The 15,817-nt window shown below is 67.8% G+C and carries 17 protein-coding genes and 1 riboswitch; of the genes, 13 read left to right on the forward strand and 4 right to left on the reverse strand.

Annotated features, from left to right (window positions below; translation table 11 throughout):
• The first annotated feature begins 93 nt into the window (after positions 1-93).
• A riboswitch (cobalamin riboswitch) is annotated at positions 94-173 on the forward strand.
• A gap of 376 nt (positions 174-549) precedes the next feature.
• From AB4850_RS04780 to AB4850_RS04815, 8 genes are all read left to right on the forward strand, one after another.
• A complete protein-coding gene (locus tag AB4850_RS04780; RefSeq protein ID WP_414441455.1) occupies positions 550-2,781 on the forward strand; it encodes a TonB-dependent receptor in 2,232 nt (743 codons plus the stop codon).
• Positions 2,782-2,794: 13 nt separating this feature from the next.
• Complete coding sequence (locus AB4850_RS04785; protein WP_414441456.1) at positions 2,795-3,586, forward strand: ABC transporter ATP-binding protein; 792 nt, start codon at positions 2,795-2,797, stop codon at positions 3,584-3,586.
• A gap of 19 nt (positions 3,587-3,605) precedes the next feature.
• Positions 3,606-4,604: an ABC transporter substrate-binding protein gene (locus tag AB4850_RS04790; protein WP_414441964.1), complete on the forward strand. Its 999-nt coding sequence runs from the start codon at positions 3,606-3,608 to the stop codon at positions 4,602-4,604.
• Between the two features lie 3 nt (positions 4,605-4,607).
• Positions 4,608-5,639, forward strand: a complete 1,032-nt coding sequence (locus AB4850_RS04795) for a FecCD family ABC transporter permease (protein ID WP_414441457.1) — start codon at positions 4,608-4,610, stop codon at positions 5,637-5,639.
• Positions 5,640-5,826: 187 nt separating this feature from the next.
• A complete protein-coding gene (locus AB4850_RS04800) occupies positions 5,827-6,504 on the forward strand; it encodes a hypothetical protein (RefSeq protein WP_414441458.1) in 678 nt (225 codons plus the stop codon).
• A gap of 93 nt (positions 6,505-6,597) precedes the next feature.
• Positions 6,598-6,795 carry a YqaE/Pmp3 family membrane protein gene (locus AB4850_RS04805; RefSeq protein WP_414441459.1) on the forward strand — a complete coding sequence of 66 codons (198 nt, stop codon included), beginning with the start codon at positions 6,598-6,600 and terminating at the stop codon, positions 6,793-6,795.
• Positions 6,796-6,904: 109 nt separating this feature from the next.
• Entirely contained in the window at positions 6,905-8,329 is a 1,425-nt protein-coding gene (locus tag AB4850_RS04810; protein ID WP_414441460.1) for a DEAD/DEAH box helicase, read from the forward strand.
• A gap of 82 nt (positions 8,330-8,411) precedes the next feature.
• Positions 8,412-8,795, forward strand: a complete 384-nt coding sequence (locus AB4850_RS04815) for an ATP-dependent protease (protein ID WP_414441461.1) — start codon at positions 8,412-8,414, stop codon at positions 8,793-8,795.
• A gap of 109 nt (positions 8,796-8,904) precedes the next feature.
• Here the strand turns inward: AB4850_RS04815 and AB4850_RS04820 are convergent, their stop codons facing one another.
• Positions 8,905-9,678 carry an SDR family oxidoreductase gene (locus AB4850_RS04820; RefSeq protein WP_414441462.1) on the reverse strand — a complete coding sequence of 258 codons (774 nt, stop codon included), beginning with the start codon at positions 9,676-9,678 and terminating at the stop codon, positions 8,905-8,907.
• Between the two features lie 107 nt (positions 9,679-9,785).
• Here AB4850_RS04820 and AB4850_RS04825 point away from each other — a divergent pair, with 107 nt between their 5' ends.
• A complete protein-coding gene (locus AB4850_RS04825; RefSeq protein ID WP_414441463.1) occupies positions 9,786-10,214 on the forward strand; it encodes a winged helix-turn-helix transcriptional regulator in 429 nt (142 codons plus the stop codon).
• Between the two features lie 75 nt (positions 10,215-10,289).
• The gene (locus AB4850_RS04830; protein WP_414441464.1) at positions 10,290-10,412 is read left to right on the forward strand and encodes a hypothetical protein; all 123 of its coding nucleotides are present in this window, start codon (positions 10,290-10,292) and stop codon (positions 10,410-10,412) included.
• A gap of 19 nt (positions 10,413-10,431) precedes the next feature.
• Here the strand turns inward: AB4850_RS04830 and AB4850_RS04835 are convergent, their stop codons facing one another.
• On the reverse strand, positions 10,432-10,908 hold the full coding sequence (locus AB4850_RS04835; protein ID WP_414441465.1) for a hypothetical protein: 477 nt from the start codon (positions 10,906-10,908) through the stop codon (positions 10,432-10,434).
• 369 nt (positions 10,909-11,277) lie between these two features.
• The gene (locus tag AB4850_RS04840) at positions 11,278-11,859 is read right to left on the reverse strand and encodes a TetR/AcrR family transcriptional regulator (protein ID WP_414441466.1); all 582 of its coding nucleotides are present in this window, start codon (positions 11,857-11,859) and stop codon (positions 11,278-11,280) included.
• Between the two features lie 142 nt (positions 11,860-12,001).
• Here AB4850_RS04840 and AB4850_RS04845 point away from each other — a divergent pair, with 142 nt between their 5' ends.
• A complete protein-coding gene (locus AB4850_RS04845) occupies positions 12,002-12,997 on the forward strand; it encodes an aldo/keto reductase (RefSeq protein ID WP_414441467.1) in 996 nt (331 codons plus the stop codon).
• Positions 12,998-13,025: 28 nt separating this feature from the next.
• Here the strand turns inward: AB4850_RS04845 and AB4850_RS04850 are convergent, their stop codons facing one another.
• On the reverse strand, positions 13,026-13,880 hold the full coding sequence (locus tag AB4850_RS04850; protein ID WP_414441468.1) for a LysR family transcriptional regulator: 855 nt from the start codon (positions 13,878-13,880) through the stop codon (positions 13,026-13,028).
• 93 nt (positions 13,881-13,973) lie between these two features.
• On the opposite strand from AB4850_RS04850, the gene AB4850_RS04855 reads away from it, so the two are divergent.
• Together AB4850_RS04855 and AB4850_RS04860 are read left to right on the forward strand one after the other, a co-directional pair.
• On the forward strand, positions 13,974-14,393 hold the full coding sequence (locus AB4850_RS04855; RefSeq protein ID WP_414441469.1) for a tautomerase family protein: 420 nt from the start codon (positions 13,974-13,976) through the stop codon (positions 14,391-14,393).
• 197 nt (positions 14,394-14,590) lie between these two features.
• Complete coding sequence (locus AB4850_RS04860; protein ID WP_414441470.1) at positions 14,591-15,817, forward strand: efflux RND transporter periplasmic adaptor subunit; 1,227 nt, start codon at positions 14,591-14,593, stop codon at positions 15,815-15,817.

The following is a 15,817-nucleotide window of genomic DNA, read 5'->3' on the forward strand; positions in this document are numbered from 1 at the left end:
TCTCGCGCGCAATGGTGGTTTTTCGCCACGTCCGCCGATTGTCGGCGCTTGCGGCCCCGTTTCTGTTCCCCCAGAATGGCGGCCGCCTAGCTTGGAAGCGGGTGCAAATCCCGCGCGGTCGCGCCACTGTGACCGGTCGTGCCGTCGCCCGACGGCCGTGCCGGAAGTCAGACCTGAGCTTCGCCTTGTCCATTCGTTTGTCCAACGGGGCGCGAAACCCCAGGAGATTTCCGCGTGATCCAAGCTGTCCGATATCGCGACGCCCGCCCTTCGTGCGCGCGCCGCGCCGATGTGTTTCCTGTCGTGTCGCGTGTTTTCCGTGTGTGCGTGCCGGCCAGCCGGGCCGATGGCCTAGGCCGCCGTGCGAGGCATGGTGGCTCGGCGGCCTAGCCGATCAGCCGGATTCGCCGTCATTGCGTCGTATCGACTGCGATGACGGAGGCGAATCGCCATGCCCGTTCCGTCATCTCCCGCACTGGCCGGCGGCCGCGCCTCGATGCGCGCGGCCCGGCTCCGGTGCGCCCGCTACACGCCGACACCCCGACAACCATGAAACGCACGTTCCGCATCCATTCCACCCGCGCGCCGCGCGCCGCCTCCCGTCACGCCTGCGCCGGCGTGGTCGCCGTCGCCTCGCTGCTCGGCGCGCCGCGCGTCGTGCTGGCCGACGAGGCCGCCCCGGCGCAGCCGTCGTCGGCATCGTCGGCTTCGTCCGCGCGGCGCGACGGCGCCACCGCCTTGCCGGCCGTCACCGTGGGCGCGTCGCGCGCGGCCACCGCCGGGTCCGATCTCGGCACGCCGGTCGCTGCCGGCAGCCGGCTCGGGCTGTCGAGCCTCGACACGCCCGCCAGCGTCGAGACGCTGTCCGGCGACCGCGTGCGCGAACGCGGCGACACCACCGTGCTCGACGCCGTCACGCGCGCGGCCGGCTTCGCCGCCGACGGCGCGCCCGGCAACGGCGGCACGGCGATGTCGGTGCGCGGCTTCAGCGGCCCCGAATCGGTCACGACGCTGTACGACGGCACGCGCATGATGGTCGGCGCGGGCACCGTGACGTTTCCGGCCGACACCTGGCAGGTGGACCGCATCGAGGTGCTGCGCGGGCCGGCCTCGGTGCTGTACGGCGAGGGCGGCATCGGCGGCGTGATCAACGTGGTGCCGAAGGCCCCGCAGCGCGAGCGCTCGACCACCGTGCTGGTGGGCGCGGGCAGCTACGGCGAGAAACGCGTGGCGCTCGACACCACCGGCGCGCTCGGGCCGATGCTGTCGTACCGCTTCTACGTCAACGACGACCGCCGGAACGGCTGGGTGCCGCGCGGCGAATCGCACATCACGTCGGTGGGCGGCGCGCTGAAGCTCGACGTCAATCCGGCGCTGTCGTTCACGCTCGACTACGATTTCGCGCGCCAGAAGCCGATGACCTATTTCGGCGTGCCGACCGAGGGCGGCGCGCTGAACCCGGCGTTCGCGCGGCAGAACTACAACGTCGGCGACGCGTCGATTTCGTATTTCGACCGCTGGGCGCGCCTGGGCGCCACCTGGCGCGCCGCGCCCGGCGTGACGGTGCGCAACAGCCTGTACGGCATGCTGACCGACCGCCACTGGCACGATTCGGAAAGCTACGCGCTGCAGAACGACGGCTCGGTGCTGCGCAGCGACTACATCGAGATCACGCACCACGAGCGGCAGGTGGGCGACCGGCTCGACGCCACGTTCGACGGCCATCTGGCCGGCCGCCAGAACCGGCTGGTGGTGGGCGCGGAGTTCAACGACGTGACGTTCGTGGACGGCAGCAACACGCCGTTCAGCGGGCAATCGGTGGTGCCCGCGTTCGGCTTCGATCCGGGCGTGTTCGCCAGCCCCGACGCCACCGTGCCGGTGTTCCGCACGCATACGCGCCAGGCCGGCGTGTTCGCCGAGGATCGCGTGGAACTGAGCGACCGGCTGTCGTGGATCTCGGGCCTGCGCTACGACTACATCGATTTCCATCGCGACACGTTTGCCACCGCCACGGCCGGCGCGTCGTCGTTCGACAAGACCTTCGGCCACACGAGCTGGCGCACCGGGCTGGTATTCTCGCTGACGCCCGACGTCTCGCTGTACGGCCAGTACACCACCGGCACCGACGGCGTCGGCTCGCTGATCACGCTGTCGAAGTCGAGCAGCGCGTTCAACCTGTCGACCGGCGAGCAGTGGGAGGCGGGGCTCAAGCAGGCGTTCGCGGGCGGGCGTGGGTCGTGGACGCTGGCGTTCTACCAGATCGTCAAGCGCAACATCCTGAGCGCCGATCCGCAGAACCCGGGGCAGACGATCCAGGTGGGCAAGCAATCGTCGCGCGGCGTGGAGTGGACCGGCGCGCTGCAATTGCCGCACGGCCTGTCGATCGATGCGAACGCGGCGTTCCTGCGCGCGCGCTACGACAACTTCGACGAATCGGTGGGCGGCGCGAGCGTATCGCGCGCCGGCAACGTGCCGATCAACATCCCGCAGCAGACCGCCAACCTCTGGGTGGACTGGGCCTTCGCGCCGGGCTGGCGTGCGGGCGCGGGCCTGCGCTACGTCGGCCGCCGCTACGGCGACACCGCCAACAGCGTGCATCTGCCGTCGTACACGCTGCTCGACGCCTCGGCGTCGTGGCGCGCCACCAAGGATCTGACCTTGTCGCTGTATCTGCACAACCTGACCAACCGCGTCTACGCGGAAACCAGCCAGAACGACGGCGGCGAGTGGCTGCTCGGCGCGCCGCGCTCGGGCGGCGTGACCGCCACGCTGAAGTTCTGAACGAGGACGCGCGATGAGCGAGCTGCACATCGATGGCCTGAGCTGGACGCCCGACGGCGCGGCCGGCGCGGCGCGCGCGCTGCTGAGGCAGATCGCGCTCGATGCGCGGCCCGGCGAACTGGTCGGGCTGATCGGCCCGAACGGCAGCGGCAAGACCAGCGTGCTGCGCTGCGCGTTCCGCTACGAGCGCCCGCACGCGGGCCGCGTGACGGTGGGCGGCGAGGACGTGTGGGCCTTGAGCGCCCGCCAGGCCGCGCGGCGCATCGCCGTGGTGCTGCAGGACCCGCCCGACGAGTTCGGGCTGACGGTCGGGCAGGTGGTGGCGATGGGGCGCACGCCGCACAAGCGCATGCTCGACGGCGACACGGCCGAGGACGTGGCGCGCATCGCGCGGGCGCTGGCCGACGTCGGGCTGGCCGATGCGCAGGCGCGCGCGTTCGCCACGCTGTCGGGCGGCGAGCGGCAGCGCGCGTTGCTGGCGCGCGCGCTGGTGCAGTCGCCCGAGTTGCTGATGCTCGACGAGCCGACCAACCACCTCGACCCGCGCCACCAGATCGCGCTGCTCGCGCTCGTGAAGCGGCTGCGCATCACCACGCTGGCCACCCTTCACGACCTGAACCTCGCCGCCGCGTTCTGCGACCGGCTGTTCGTGCTGGCCGACGGCGAGATCGTCGCGCAGGGCACGCCCGAGGCGGTGCTGACCGCGCCGCTGCTGAAGGCCGTGTACGGCGTGGATGCGCTGGTGGACCGGCACCCGCGCGGCGGCTACCCGCGCGTCACGTTGATCATCGATGAGGAAAACTGACGAAATGAAGACCGCGCCGATGAGGCCGCGCGCCCGGCGAATTCGCCATGCCGCCTACGCCGTTCGTATTGCCGCGCTGCTGACCGGCCTGCCCGCGTTCGCGGCCGGCCATTACCCGGTGACCGTGCACAGCTGCAACCGCAGCGTGACGTTCACGCAGGCGCCCGCGCACGCCGTCAGCAACGACGTGAACCTGACCGAGATGATGCTCGCGCTCGGCCTGCGCGACCGGATGGCGGGCTACACCGGCATCGGCGGCTGGAAGACCGCCACGCCCGCGCTGCGCGCGCAACTGGCCGGGCTGCCCGAATTGGCGCGCCAGTACCCGGCGCTGGAGACGTTGCTCGCGGCCGGTGCGGACATGTACGTGGCTGGCTGGAACTACGGGATGCGGGTGGGCGGGCCGGTCACGCCCGATTCGCTGGCGCGCTTCGGCATCGCGTCCTACGAGCTGACCGAATCGTGCTCGCACGTGATGCCGCGCCCGCCCGCGTCGTTCGACGACGTGTATGCCGACCTGCGCAATCTCGGCGCGATCTTCGACGTCGCGCCGCGCGCCGCGCAGACGATCGCCGCGATGCAGGCGCGCGTGGCCGCGGTGGCGCATGTGCTCGGGCCGCGCGTCGAGCCGGTGCGCGTGTTCGTCTACGACAGCGGCGGCGACAAGCCCTTCACCGCCGGCCGCTACGCCATGCCCGACGCGCTGATCCGCGCGGCAGGCGGCGTCAACGTGATGGACGACCTCGCGCAAAGCTGGGCGGCGGTCGGCTGGGAAAGCGTGGTGGCGCGCGATCCGCAGGCGATCGTGATCGTCGATTACGGCGCGCAGACGGCCGCCCAGAAGATCGCCTATCTCACCGGCAACCCGGCGCTGGCGAACGTCGCCGCGATTCGCGCGCGACGCTTCGTCGTGCTGCCTTACGACGAGGCCACGCCCGGCGTGCGCAACGCCGACGCCGTCGACACGCTCGCGCGCGGCCTGCATCCGGCCGCGTTCGCGGCGCAAGGCGAGAAATAAGCGATGGCACGACAGGCGATGACGGGCGCGGCGGGGCGCATGCGGGCCGTGGGCGGGTTCGGCGGGTTGTTGCTGCTCGCATCGATGCTGATCGCCACCGGCCTCGGGCCGGTGGCGATCGCGCCCGGCACGGTGGCGCGCGTGCTGCTGGCCCACGTCGGCGGTCATGCGGCGGCCGGCGTCGCGCCCGGCATCGACACGATCGTCTGGCTGATCCGGCTGCCGCGCGTGCTGCTCGGCGCGCTGGTGGGCGCCACGCTGGCGATGGTCGGCGTGGCGCTGCAGGCCGCCACCGGCAACCGGATGGTCGATCCGCATCTGCTCGGCGTCAGTTCCGGCGCGTCGCTCGGGGCGGTGGCGGCCACCGTCTGGTTCGGCGCGGCGTTCGGCTGGCTCACGCTGTCGGTGTTCGCGTTTGCCGGCGCGCTGGCCGCCACCGCGCTGGTGATCGTGCTGGGCGCGCGGGCCGGGCGGCTCGATTCGTCGCGGCTGCTGCTGTCGGGCGTGGCCGTGTCGTTCGCGATGATGGCGATGGCCAACTTGCTGATCTATCTCGGCGACCCGCGCGCGGCGCAGTCGGTGCTGTTCTGGATGCTCGGTGGTCTTGGCCTCGCGCGTTGGGCATTGCTGGCCGTGCCGGCCGTGTGCCTCGCGGCGGGTGCGCTGCTGCTGATCGGACGGCGGCGCGAGCTGAACGCGCTGACCAGCGGCGACGTGGCCGCCGCCGCGCTCGGCGTGGATGTCTCGGCGCGGCGGCGCGAGCTGTTCGTGGTGTGTTCGCTGCTGACCGCCGCCACGGTGGCCGTCAGCGGGGCGATCGGCTTCGTCGGGCTGGTGGTGCCGCATGTGTGCCGCCGCCTGTTCGGCGCCGAGCACGGGCGGCTGCTGCCGCTGGCGGGGCTGGGCGGCGCGATCGCGCTGGTGTGGGCCGACGTGCTGGCGCGCACGCTGATCGCGCCCGACGACCTGCCGATCGGCGTGATCACCGCGCTGATCGGCGGCGCGTTGCTGGTGGCGTTGGTGCGGCGCGGCTGACGCTCGCGGAGGCCTCTTCGCCGTGCCGGATCGTATGACACCGAAATGTCAAACCATTCGATGAAATGCGCGGGTTTTCTCCTCCATACCGGGGCAATCGGTCAATGGATCGGCGGCTATAGTCTCGCCGATTGTTGTGAACTGCGAAATAAATCCAGTTCGATTCGCCCCGTTGAGGAATGATCCGATGAATGTCCCGCGTTTCAACCGGCTGTGCGCGCTTGCTGCGCTGGCCGCCCTTGCGTTCGGCTGCCAGGCCGCGCGCGCCCAATCCAACGAGGTGTATGGCGGCGTCGGCACCGACGGCGTCAGCGTCGGCGTCGGCCACGCGTTCAACTCGTACACCGCGCTGCGCGGTGAAGTGGGCGGCTTCGCGCTGTCGCACAAGTTCTCGTCGGACGGGCAGGACTACAACGCGCATGTGCGGCTGATTCATGGCGGCGTGTTCGCCGACGTGTTCCCGTTCCCCACGCACGTGCCGCTGCACCTGACGGTGGGCGCGCTGATCGGCGGCGACCAGATAACGGGCGAGGCCGAGCCGGGCGCCAACGGCACCTACCGCCTCAACGGCGTGACCGTGCCGGGCTTCGGCCAGACGGTTTCCGCCAAGCTCAAGTGGCCGACCGTGCGGCCTTACATCGGCTTCGGTTTCGGCCATAGCCCGACCGGCAAGGCCGGGTTGTCGGTGGCTGCCGACATCGGCGTGGCCTATGGCACGCCGCACGTCAGCTTCGACGTGCCCCCGCTGGTCGCGACCGCGGCCGGCGCGAACAACGTGGCGGCGGCCGAGCAGCAACTGCGCGACAAGGCGCACGACCTGCGCTTCTATCCGGTGGTGAAGGTGGTGATGACCGATCGCTTCTGATTGCGAAGCATCGGATCACGAAGCGATGGCGGATTCCGGGCCGGCCCGAGGCGGTTGACGTAACATCGATGCACTTCACTCTGGAGCGAATCGATGCGCCTCGTCCTTGCCATCCTGTTGCCGTGGTTTCAGTTCTTCACGATCGGCCGGCCGTTCGCCGGGATCATCTGCCTGCTGCTGCAGATCACTATCATCGGCTGGCTGCCGGCCGCGATCTGGTCGGTGTATGCATTGAGCCAATACAACACCGATCGGAAGATCGCCAGGGCATTCGGCGGCCGCAACGATTGACCGGCCGGGCGGCTCCGGCTTTCTGCCTTCGGCGGCCGGATTCGTGCCGCGCCAGCCGCTGCCGGCGCGGCAACCGCTAGAATTGCGGTTTTCGCCCGGAACACCCCCCATGTCTTTTGCCTCGCTCGGCCTGATCGCACCGTTGCTGCGTAATGTGCAGGATCTCAATTACCAGACGCCCACCCCGGTGCAGGCCAAGGCGATTCCCGCCGTGCTCGGCGGCAAGGACGTCATGGCCGCGGCGCACACCGGCACCGGCAAGACGGCGGGTTTCGCGCTGCCGCTGCTGCAGCGGCTCGTGCAAAACGGCCCGGCCGTGTCCAGCAACCGTGTGCGCGTTCTGGTGCTGGTGCCCACGCGCGAGCTGGCCGAACAACTGCTGCAGAGCTTCGCCGATTACGGCAAGGGGCTCGACCTGCGCTTCCTGGCCGCCTACGGCGGCGTGAGCATCAACCCGCAGATGATGAAGCTGCGCAAGGGCGTGGACGTGCTGGTCGCCACCCCGGGCCGCTTGCTCGATTTGAATCGCCAGAACGCCGTGCAGTTCGATCAGGTGCAGGCGCTGGTGCTCGACGAAGCCGACCGCATGCTCGATCTCGGCTTCTCGCGCGAGCTGAACGCCGTGTTCGCGGCCTTGCCTGCGCAGCGCCAGACCTTGCTGTTCTCCGCCACGTTCACCGACGACATCCGCGCGATGGCCGCGAGCATTCTGCGTAACCCCGTCGACATCAGCGTCAGCCCGCCCAACACCACCGCCACCCGGATCAAGCAGTGGGTGGTGACCGTGGACAAGCGCAACAAGCCCGACCTGTTCATGCACCTCGTGGCGCGGAACAAGTGGAAGCACGCGCTGGTGTTCGTCAAGACGCGCAACGGCGTCGATTACCTAGCCGGCATGCTCGACGAGGCCGGTTATGCGGTCGACACCATCCACGGCGACAAGCCCCAACCCGCGCGCCTGCGTGCGTTGGAGCGTTTCAAGACGGGCGAGGTGCAGATGCTGGTGGCCACCGACGTGGCGGCACGCGGGCTCGACATCGACGATCTGCCGCTCGTGATCAACGTCGATCTGCCGATCGTGGCGCAGGATTATGTGCACCGCATCGGCCGCACCGGCCGCGCGGGCGCGAGCGGCGTGGCGGTATCGCTGGTGTGCGCGGATGAAGCGCCGTATCTGGCCGCGATCGAAGCGCTGATCGGGAAGACGCTGCCGCGCGAGGAGGAGCCGGGGTTTTTGGCCGAGCATCGCGTGCCGGAAACCAGCGCGGCGGGGCAGCTCATCAAGAAGCCTAAGAAACCGAAGAAGCCGAAGGGCGGGCAGGCGGCGGGTGTGGCGCCGGGTACCGGCTCCGGCGCGCAAGGGGATGCGGACGAGGGGTATGACTGGCGGTTGTTGGTCGGCAGCCCGTTCAGTACGCAGAAGCCGCGTGCGAAGGTGGCGGGGAAGCCGGCTGGGGGTGGGAAGTCTGCGGCGGGGAAGTCTTCTGCGGGGAAGCCGCAGGGGAAGGCGGGTGGTGGGCGGGGGAAGCGCTGATCGAGTGGCGCGGAGCGGAGGCGCCGCGTGGGTTTTGGACCGTGCCGCGCGATGATGCGGCGCGACGACTGGGAAGGATGCAATGACAACGACATTCGACGAAGCAACGATGGCGGCGATCGCCGCGTTCGCTCAACTGGACTTCGAAACGGCTGCGCAAGCGATGCGCGCCGAAGCCGATTACGACTACGAACGCGATCAGTGGATCTCGCGCTTTATCGACGAGGCCGGCGGCGGCGAGGACGATTCGGAATACGACGCGCTGCATGCCGAAGCGCAGACGACGCCGGAGTACGCGCAGTTCATGGACGGCGCGCGCAAGGAAATTCTGGAGTACTTCGGTGTGACCGAAGAGCAACTGGATTGGGTGATCGTGCTGCGCGATGACGATAGCGATGCGCTGTGGGATGAGGTCAATCGGCAGCGGAATGCGTTGGGGACGGGGGAGGTTCGGGGGGATCTTTGATCTTTTGCTTTCCGCGAACGGCCGCCCCGGGTCGAAGCCGTCAATCCTGGCTTTCGGCTTTCGACCCGTTTCTCCCGTTCCTGCCCTATCGCCACAACGACATCTCGTCTCAGGCTCCAGACGGTTTCGGACGGCCGAGCTTGACCATTTGCCGAAACATGAACTGCGGCGCAACGCGGCTGGCGATCTTCAGGACATTGCTTACACCAGGACGAATCTCGAGTTTCCCGGCTTCGATACCTGCAATGGCGCGTTTCGCGAGCACGCCGACGTTCATGCCTTTTTCATTTTTCATCGCCTCGGCAAACTCGCCTCGAAACAGCGGCGTTTCGGTGCCCGGGGGCGCCAATTCGACTACGGACACACCGGTGCCGGCCAACTGCGCTCGCAGGCACTGCGTATAGGCATGGAGTGCGGCTTTGGACGCGCTGTATATCGGCGCCGCGGGGAAGGGAATAAATGCCAGACCCGATGAGACATTCACAATCAAGCTGTTTTTCCGCTTCATGAGCAAGGGCAGGAAAGTTTGAACCATCCACATCGGGCCCTTCAAATTTCCATCGATTTCAGTGGTCAGGTCACTTAACTGATACTGCCGATCCAGCCCGATGTTGCGCATCGTTCCCGCGTTGTTCACCAGGGTGTCCAACGCCGGGAACTGCTCGGACACGATTTTGTAGATCGACGCGATATCCGCCGGATCGCTGACATCGCTTTGAAAAGCATGCAGCCCCGGCACGGCCCGCTGTGCATCTTTCAGCTTGCCCGGGTCTCTCCCGGTGACGATCACCGTATTGCCCTTGGCGATGAGTTGCCGTGCCAACTCCATGCCGATCCCGCTTGTTCCGCCGGTAATCAATACGGTTCTTCCTGTCATTTTCATGATGTCACTCCCTGTTTTGTCGAGCACGAGCGTAGTCTGCCCGGTACACTCTTCAAAAGAAAGAAGGCACCTGAAAGTTCTATACGTACCAAAAAGAGAGTGTGAAAGTGGAACGAGTCCCGGAGTTCACCAAGGAACAGATCGCCGCCGCGCAGTATTACGCGAGCCTGACCCCGCCGATCGATCTTGATCCTCGCATCGCTTCGTTGGTCAGAGATCTCATCGGCCGCGTTGCCGACAAATGGACAATGCTGATCCTCGACACGCTCGCGGAAAAGTCGCCGCTGCGTTTCAGCCGACTTGGCGAATTGGTGGAGGGAATCAGCCAGAAAATGCTCACGCAAACCCTACGCACGATGGAGCGTGATGGCCTGGTGATACGGACGGTGTATCCGGTCGTGCCACCGAAGGTCGAATACAAACTCACCGACCTCGGGATCACATTGGGCGCTGCATTTTGCGGAGTCTGGGTGTGGGCGGCCAACAATCTGGACGCGATAGAAAACGCGCGTCGAGATTTTGATCAACGGCCATGATACGCGCGCTTCGACGACGATTTCGATCTGGACATCGTCTACGGCACGCCGAAGCCGTCCGGCACCACGCGCGAGGTGAACTACATCGGGCATTACCTCGTGCATCCGCGCCGCCCGCATCGTCACGAGGCCTTCGAGACCTTCAAGGCGTGGCTGCCGACGGCGCTCGGCATCGAGGAGGAGGCCGCGCCCGCCTGAACGCGAGCGCGCGGCCGGGCTACTTCGCCGCGCCCACCAGCGCGAACGCGTCGTACTTCGGATTGATCGGCGTGTGCGGCATGTGGTTGAGCGCTTCCTCGACGAGCGGCTCGCAGGCGCCGTAGTCCGAACCGATGCTGTCGCTGTGCGCCTGCGGGAAATTCACGGCCATCACCTTGCCGCCCCAGCGGTCGACCGTGGCCGTCATGGTGCATTTGCCCGCGCCGCCCACCTTCAGGTCGAGCAGCACGACGTTGAGGTCGAGCGCGGCGTCGGCGTTCGAGAAATTCCATTGCGCGGTCATGCGGTCGTCGGCGCCGCCGGTGCTGACGAGCTTCATCGTCTTGTCGGGAATGCCGACCGATTGCACGAGGTCGAGGATGTTGGCGCCGACCAGTTTGCCGTCCTGGACTTCGCGTGCTTCGTGAGTGCGATAAGCGGCGCAGCCTGTCAGCGAGATGCAAAGCGCGGCGAGGGGAAGTGTCAGGATTCGCATGGGAAACCCTCCGGTTGGCGCATCGGACAGCCGATGCGGGATTGACGGGGCGGCCAGGGGGATGCCGCCGGGCACGATGGCGGACGGTGCCACGAGACGACGCGCCACGCATGCATTGCAAACGGCTTGCAGCGTGCTTGCACGAGGGAAATTGGTTGCGCGTACATGGACCTGAGTGAGCGGTGTGCGCAAAGTTCAGGGGAATGTGCGGCGTTTGCGTGACCGTTCCTTTCCTCGGCGGCGGCAGCGCGGCGAGGCGGGCGGTTAAGCAGGAATCGATCCTCGATCCGATGGATGCGTGGACGTGCGGGGAGAAATGTAATCAGGTGACCTACGCGATGGCGGGGGCCTTTCGACCCGTCCGATCCGTCAGGCCGGCCACGCCTGCATGGCCACCGCCACCATCTCGAGCAGATCCTGGCGGCTCGCGCCGGTGCGGGCGTCCGAGGCCATGCCCCAGCCCAGCACCATCAGATAGCGCGCCAGCGCTTCCGGGTTCGCGTCGGCGGCCAGGTCGCCCGCCTGCTGCGCCTGTTCGAAACGCGCGCGCAGGCGCGCGCGCCGCGCGTCGCGATGCCTGACCAACTCCTGCGCCATCAGGCTTTCCGGGCCACCGCCCGCCAGCGAGCAATTGAACGCCAGGCAGCCGGCCGGAAAGCCCGGCTCGGTGTACAGCTCGGCCCAGCGCGTCAGCATCTGCTCGGCCACTTCGCGGGCCGTCGCGCATTGCACCGCGTCTTCCGCGTATTGCAGGCGCGTCGCGCCGTAGCGCTCCAGCACGGTGCGAAACAGCGCCTCCTTGCTGCCGAACGCGTGATAGAAGCTCGGCGGCGTGATGCCGAGCGCGCCCGTCAGGTCGGACAGCGAGGTGCCTTCGTAGCCCTGCCGCCAGAACAGGTCGGTGGCGGTGTCCACCGCGGCGTCGACATCGAATATGCGTGGCCGGATCATGCGTTTCCTTTCGTTTGCGGGCGTCGGGCTCAAATATAGCATTCAATATAAAACGTTTGACGACGGCTCCGTGCTCGAAATATAGTGATCGATATATTTGCGAGTCCATGGGGGATTCGCGGGTTTCCTCATGGAGGTGGTCATGCAGTTCACGCAACTGGGACGTACGGGTTTGTCGGTGTCGCGGCTGTGTCTGGGTACCGGCACGTTCGGGCACCAGACCGACGAGGCCGAATCGTTTCGCATCTTCGACGCGGCGGCCGAGGCCGGCGTGAACTTCATCGACACCGCGAACATGTACCCGGGCGGGGCGTTGCCGCACGAGGTGGGCAGCTCGGAGGAGATCACCGGGCGCTGGCTCAAGGACAAGCGCCAGCGCTTCATCCTGGCGACCAAGGGCGGCGCGCCGATGGGGCCGCTGCCGTGGGACCGGGGCGGCTCGCGCAAGCATCTGCTCGATGCGGTGGACGCGTCGCTGCGCCGCCTGAATACCGATTACGTCGATCTCTATCAACTGCATGTGGACGACGCGGCCACGCCGCTGGAAGAGACGGTCGAAGCGATGGACGCCATCGTGCGCTCGGGCAAGGCGCGCTATATCGGCGTGTCGAATTACCTCGCGTATCGGCTCGCGCGCGCGATCGGCCGGCAGGATCTGCTGCGGCTGACGCGGTTTGTTTCGGTGCAGCCGCGCTACAACCTGCTGTTTCGCGAGATCGAGCGCGAGTTGCTGCCGCTTGCGCACGAGGAGGGGCTGGCCGTCAATCCGTTCAACCCGCTGGCGGGCGGGCTGCTGACCGGCCGCTACCGGCGGAGCGACGATCCGGGCGCGGGCCGCTTCTCGCCGGAGATGGGCCAGTTCGGCGCGATGTACAAGAGCCGCTATTGGCGCGACCGCGAGTTCGGCACGGTCGAGCAGGTGCAGGCGATGGCGCAGGCGGCCGGCGTGGCGTTGCCCACGCTTGGCGTGGCGTGGATTCTGGCGAACCCGGCGATCACGTCGGTGATTCTCGGGGCGAGCCGCCGCGAGCAACTGGCCGATACGCTGGCCGCCGCCGATTACGCGTTGGAGCCTGCGCTCAAGGCGCAGCTCGATGAATTGACGGCGGTGTACCGGCAGGGCGACGCGGGGCGTTGAGCGTTGGTGGCCGGGGTGTCGAGCGGTCTCACATTCCCGCTCGAATCCCCGCCACCAGCGCACCCAGATGCGCCGTCATCGCACGCGCGGCCGGCCCCGGCTCGGCGCCGTCGTGACGGCGCTCGATGGTCGAATACGCGATCTCGGGCAACGGCGGCAGCGCGGTGCCGGCCAACACCGGCAGCCCGAATCCCGGTACGGTGCGGCAGGCGATGCCGATGCCGGCTTCGCAGGCTGCGCGCAGCCCGTCGAGGCTCGGCGTGGTCAGCGCCACGCGCCAGGGCCGGCCCACCGCATCGAGCACGCGTTGCGCCGCCAGCAGGAACGGGCACGGCGGCGCGATGCTGATCAGCGGCACCACCTCGCCGTCGAGCAGGTTCGCATCGCCGAACCACCGCATCGGCAGGCGCGCGACCACGTTGCCGCCGAACGGCTCGCCGGCGCACAGCGCCACGTCGATGCGGTCCTCGCTCATCGCCTGCAGCAATTCCGCCGTGCTGCCGATCACGATCGTGAACGCGGCCTCGGGCGTCAGCGCGCGCACCTCGGCCAGCGTCGGCCGCAGCACGCCCGGCACGAAATCCTGCACCACGCCGATTCGCACCGGCGCCACCGCATCGGGCGCCAGCTCGGCGCGGGCCGCGTCGATGCGCCCGAGGATCGCGCGCGAATGCGACAGCAGCAGGCCGCCGAACCCATTGAGCCGCAGCGCGCGGCCGTCGCGATCGAACAGCGCCTGCCCGACGATCGCTTCGAGACGCGAGAGCTGCAGGCTGACCGCCGATTCGCTGCGCGCGATGCGCTGGGCCGCCGCCGCCAGCGAGCCGCAATCGACCACGGCCACGAAGGTGCGCAGCAAGGGGGAGGGGATGTCGGGAATCATGAGGAAAACTCAAATCTGAGTGGGTATGGAGCGCAAGCAAGCTTGCGAATTCCTCAAATAATATGACAGCACCATCTTTTGAGGAGCAAGACCATGCCCTTTGCCCGCTTGACGTTGTCGCAAACCCCGTCCGCCGACGACGCCCAATATCTGTCCACCGAACTGACCCGGCTGATTGCCGACGAACTGGCGAAGCAGCACGAACTGACCTCGGTGCTGATCGAGACGCCGATCTCGAACCGCTGGACCATCGGCGCGAGCCTGCGGCACACGGCGGCGCATCTCGAGGTGTGCGTGACCGCCGGCACCAACAACGAGGCGCAGAAGCGCGCCTTCATTGCCGCCGCGATGGCCTTGCTGCGCGAAACCATCGCGCAGCTCGATGCCGCCACCTACGTGGTGATCAAGGAAGTGGCCGGCAGCGATTGGGGCTATGACGGGCGGACGCAGGCGGATCGGGCGCGGCAGCGGGAGACGGACGCCGCAGCCGTGGCAAGACAAGGCGTGGTTTGATCAGTAGACCGAAGCGGACTTGCGAACGATCCCCGCCACGCCGTTCTCCATCCATCGCGGCGGATGACGAATCCGCCAGTAATCCCGCGTAATGCCCGGCCATCGCCCGCGCCCGGCATTCCTAATTTCTTGCGAATTTGCTTCCCATACTCGGCCCATCGGGCGTGGACCGCGCCCTCGGCATTGGGGCTTTCATCATGCAAATTCGGTTTTCCGCACCGCGTCGCACGGGCATCGTGCTGCTGGCCTGCACGTTGGCGGCGTGCTCGCACGATCAGAAGAGCACGCAAAAGAAGGTGCAGACGGTGAACGTGGAAACGGTCAGGATCGTTCCGTTCGCGCAATCCGTGTCCTTGCCCGGCCGCGCCACGTCGTTCCTGACCTCGCCCGTCACGCCGCAAGTCACCGGCGTGATCCAGAAGCGCCTGTTCAACGAAGGCGGCGTGGTGCATGAAGGGCAGGTGCTCTATCAGATCGATCCGGCGCCGTACCAGGCCACCTACGACGCCGATCAGGCCGAGCTGGAAAAAGCCCGGGCCGCGCTGCTGTCGGCCCAGCCGATCGCCGAGCGCGACCGCTCGCTCGCGGCGATCGACGCGATCAGCAAGGAAACGCTCGAAACCGCCGAAGCCACGCTCAAGCAGGACGAAGCCACCATCGATGCGGACCAGGCCGCGCTCGAAAGCGCACGCATCAACCTCGGCTACACGCGCGTCAGGGCGCCGGTGACGGGCACCATCAGCGCCTCCGCCTACACGCCGGGCGCGCTCGTCACGGCCGATCAAACCACCGCGCTCGCCACGATCTACGCCTACGATCCGATGTATCTGGACGTGACGGAATCGAGCACCGACGTGCTCGCGTTGCGCAAGAAGCTGGCGAGCGGCGCCTATAAAACGGACGCCAACGGCAACGCGAAGGTCAGGATCACGCTGGAAGACGGCACGACCTACGCTCACGAAGGCACGCTGCAATTCGCGGGCGTGGGCGTCGATCCGACCACCGGCACCATCACGCTGCGCGTCATCGTGCCGAACCCGGAAAAGCTGCTGCTGCCCGGCGAATACCTGCATGCGGTCATCGATCAGGGCATCAACGAGACGGCGATCCTGGTGCCGCAGCAGTCGGTCGCGCACGACCAGCGCGGCGACGCCACGGCGCTGGTGGTCGATGCCCAGAACAAGGTCGAGCAGCGCACGCTGACGCTTGGCGGCACGGCGAACAACAACCAGTGGGTCGTGACGGGCGGGCTGGCGGCGGGCGAGCGCATCGTGGTGGCCGGCTCGCAGTTCGCGAGCGTGGGCGACACGGTGAAGCCGGTCGAGGACCAGGCCGCGAGCCAGCGGGCGGCGGCCGATGGGTCGGACGCTTCGAATGCATCGGCTGCATCGGCGCAGGCGGCCACGTCGCCCGCGTCGAACTGA

The organism is Burkholderia sp. 22PA0106, from assembly GCF_047497155.1.
Taxonomy (GTDB): domain Bacteria; phylum Pseudomonadota; class Gammaproteobacteria; order Burkholderiales; family Burkholderiaceae; genus Burkholderia.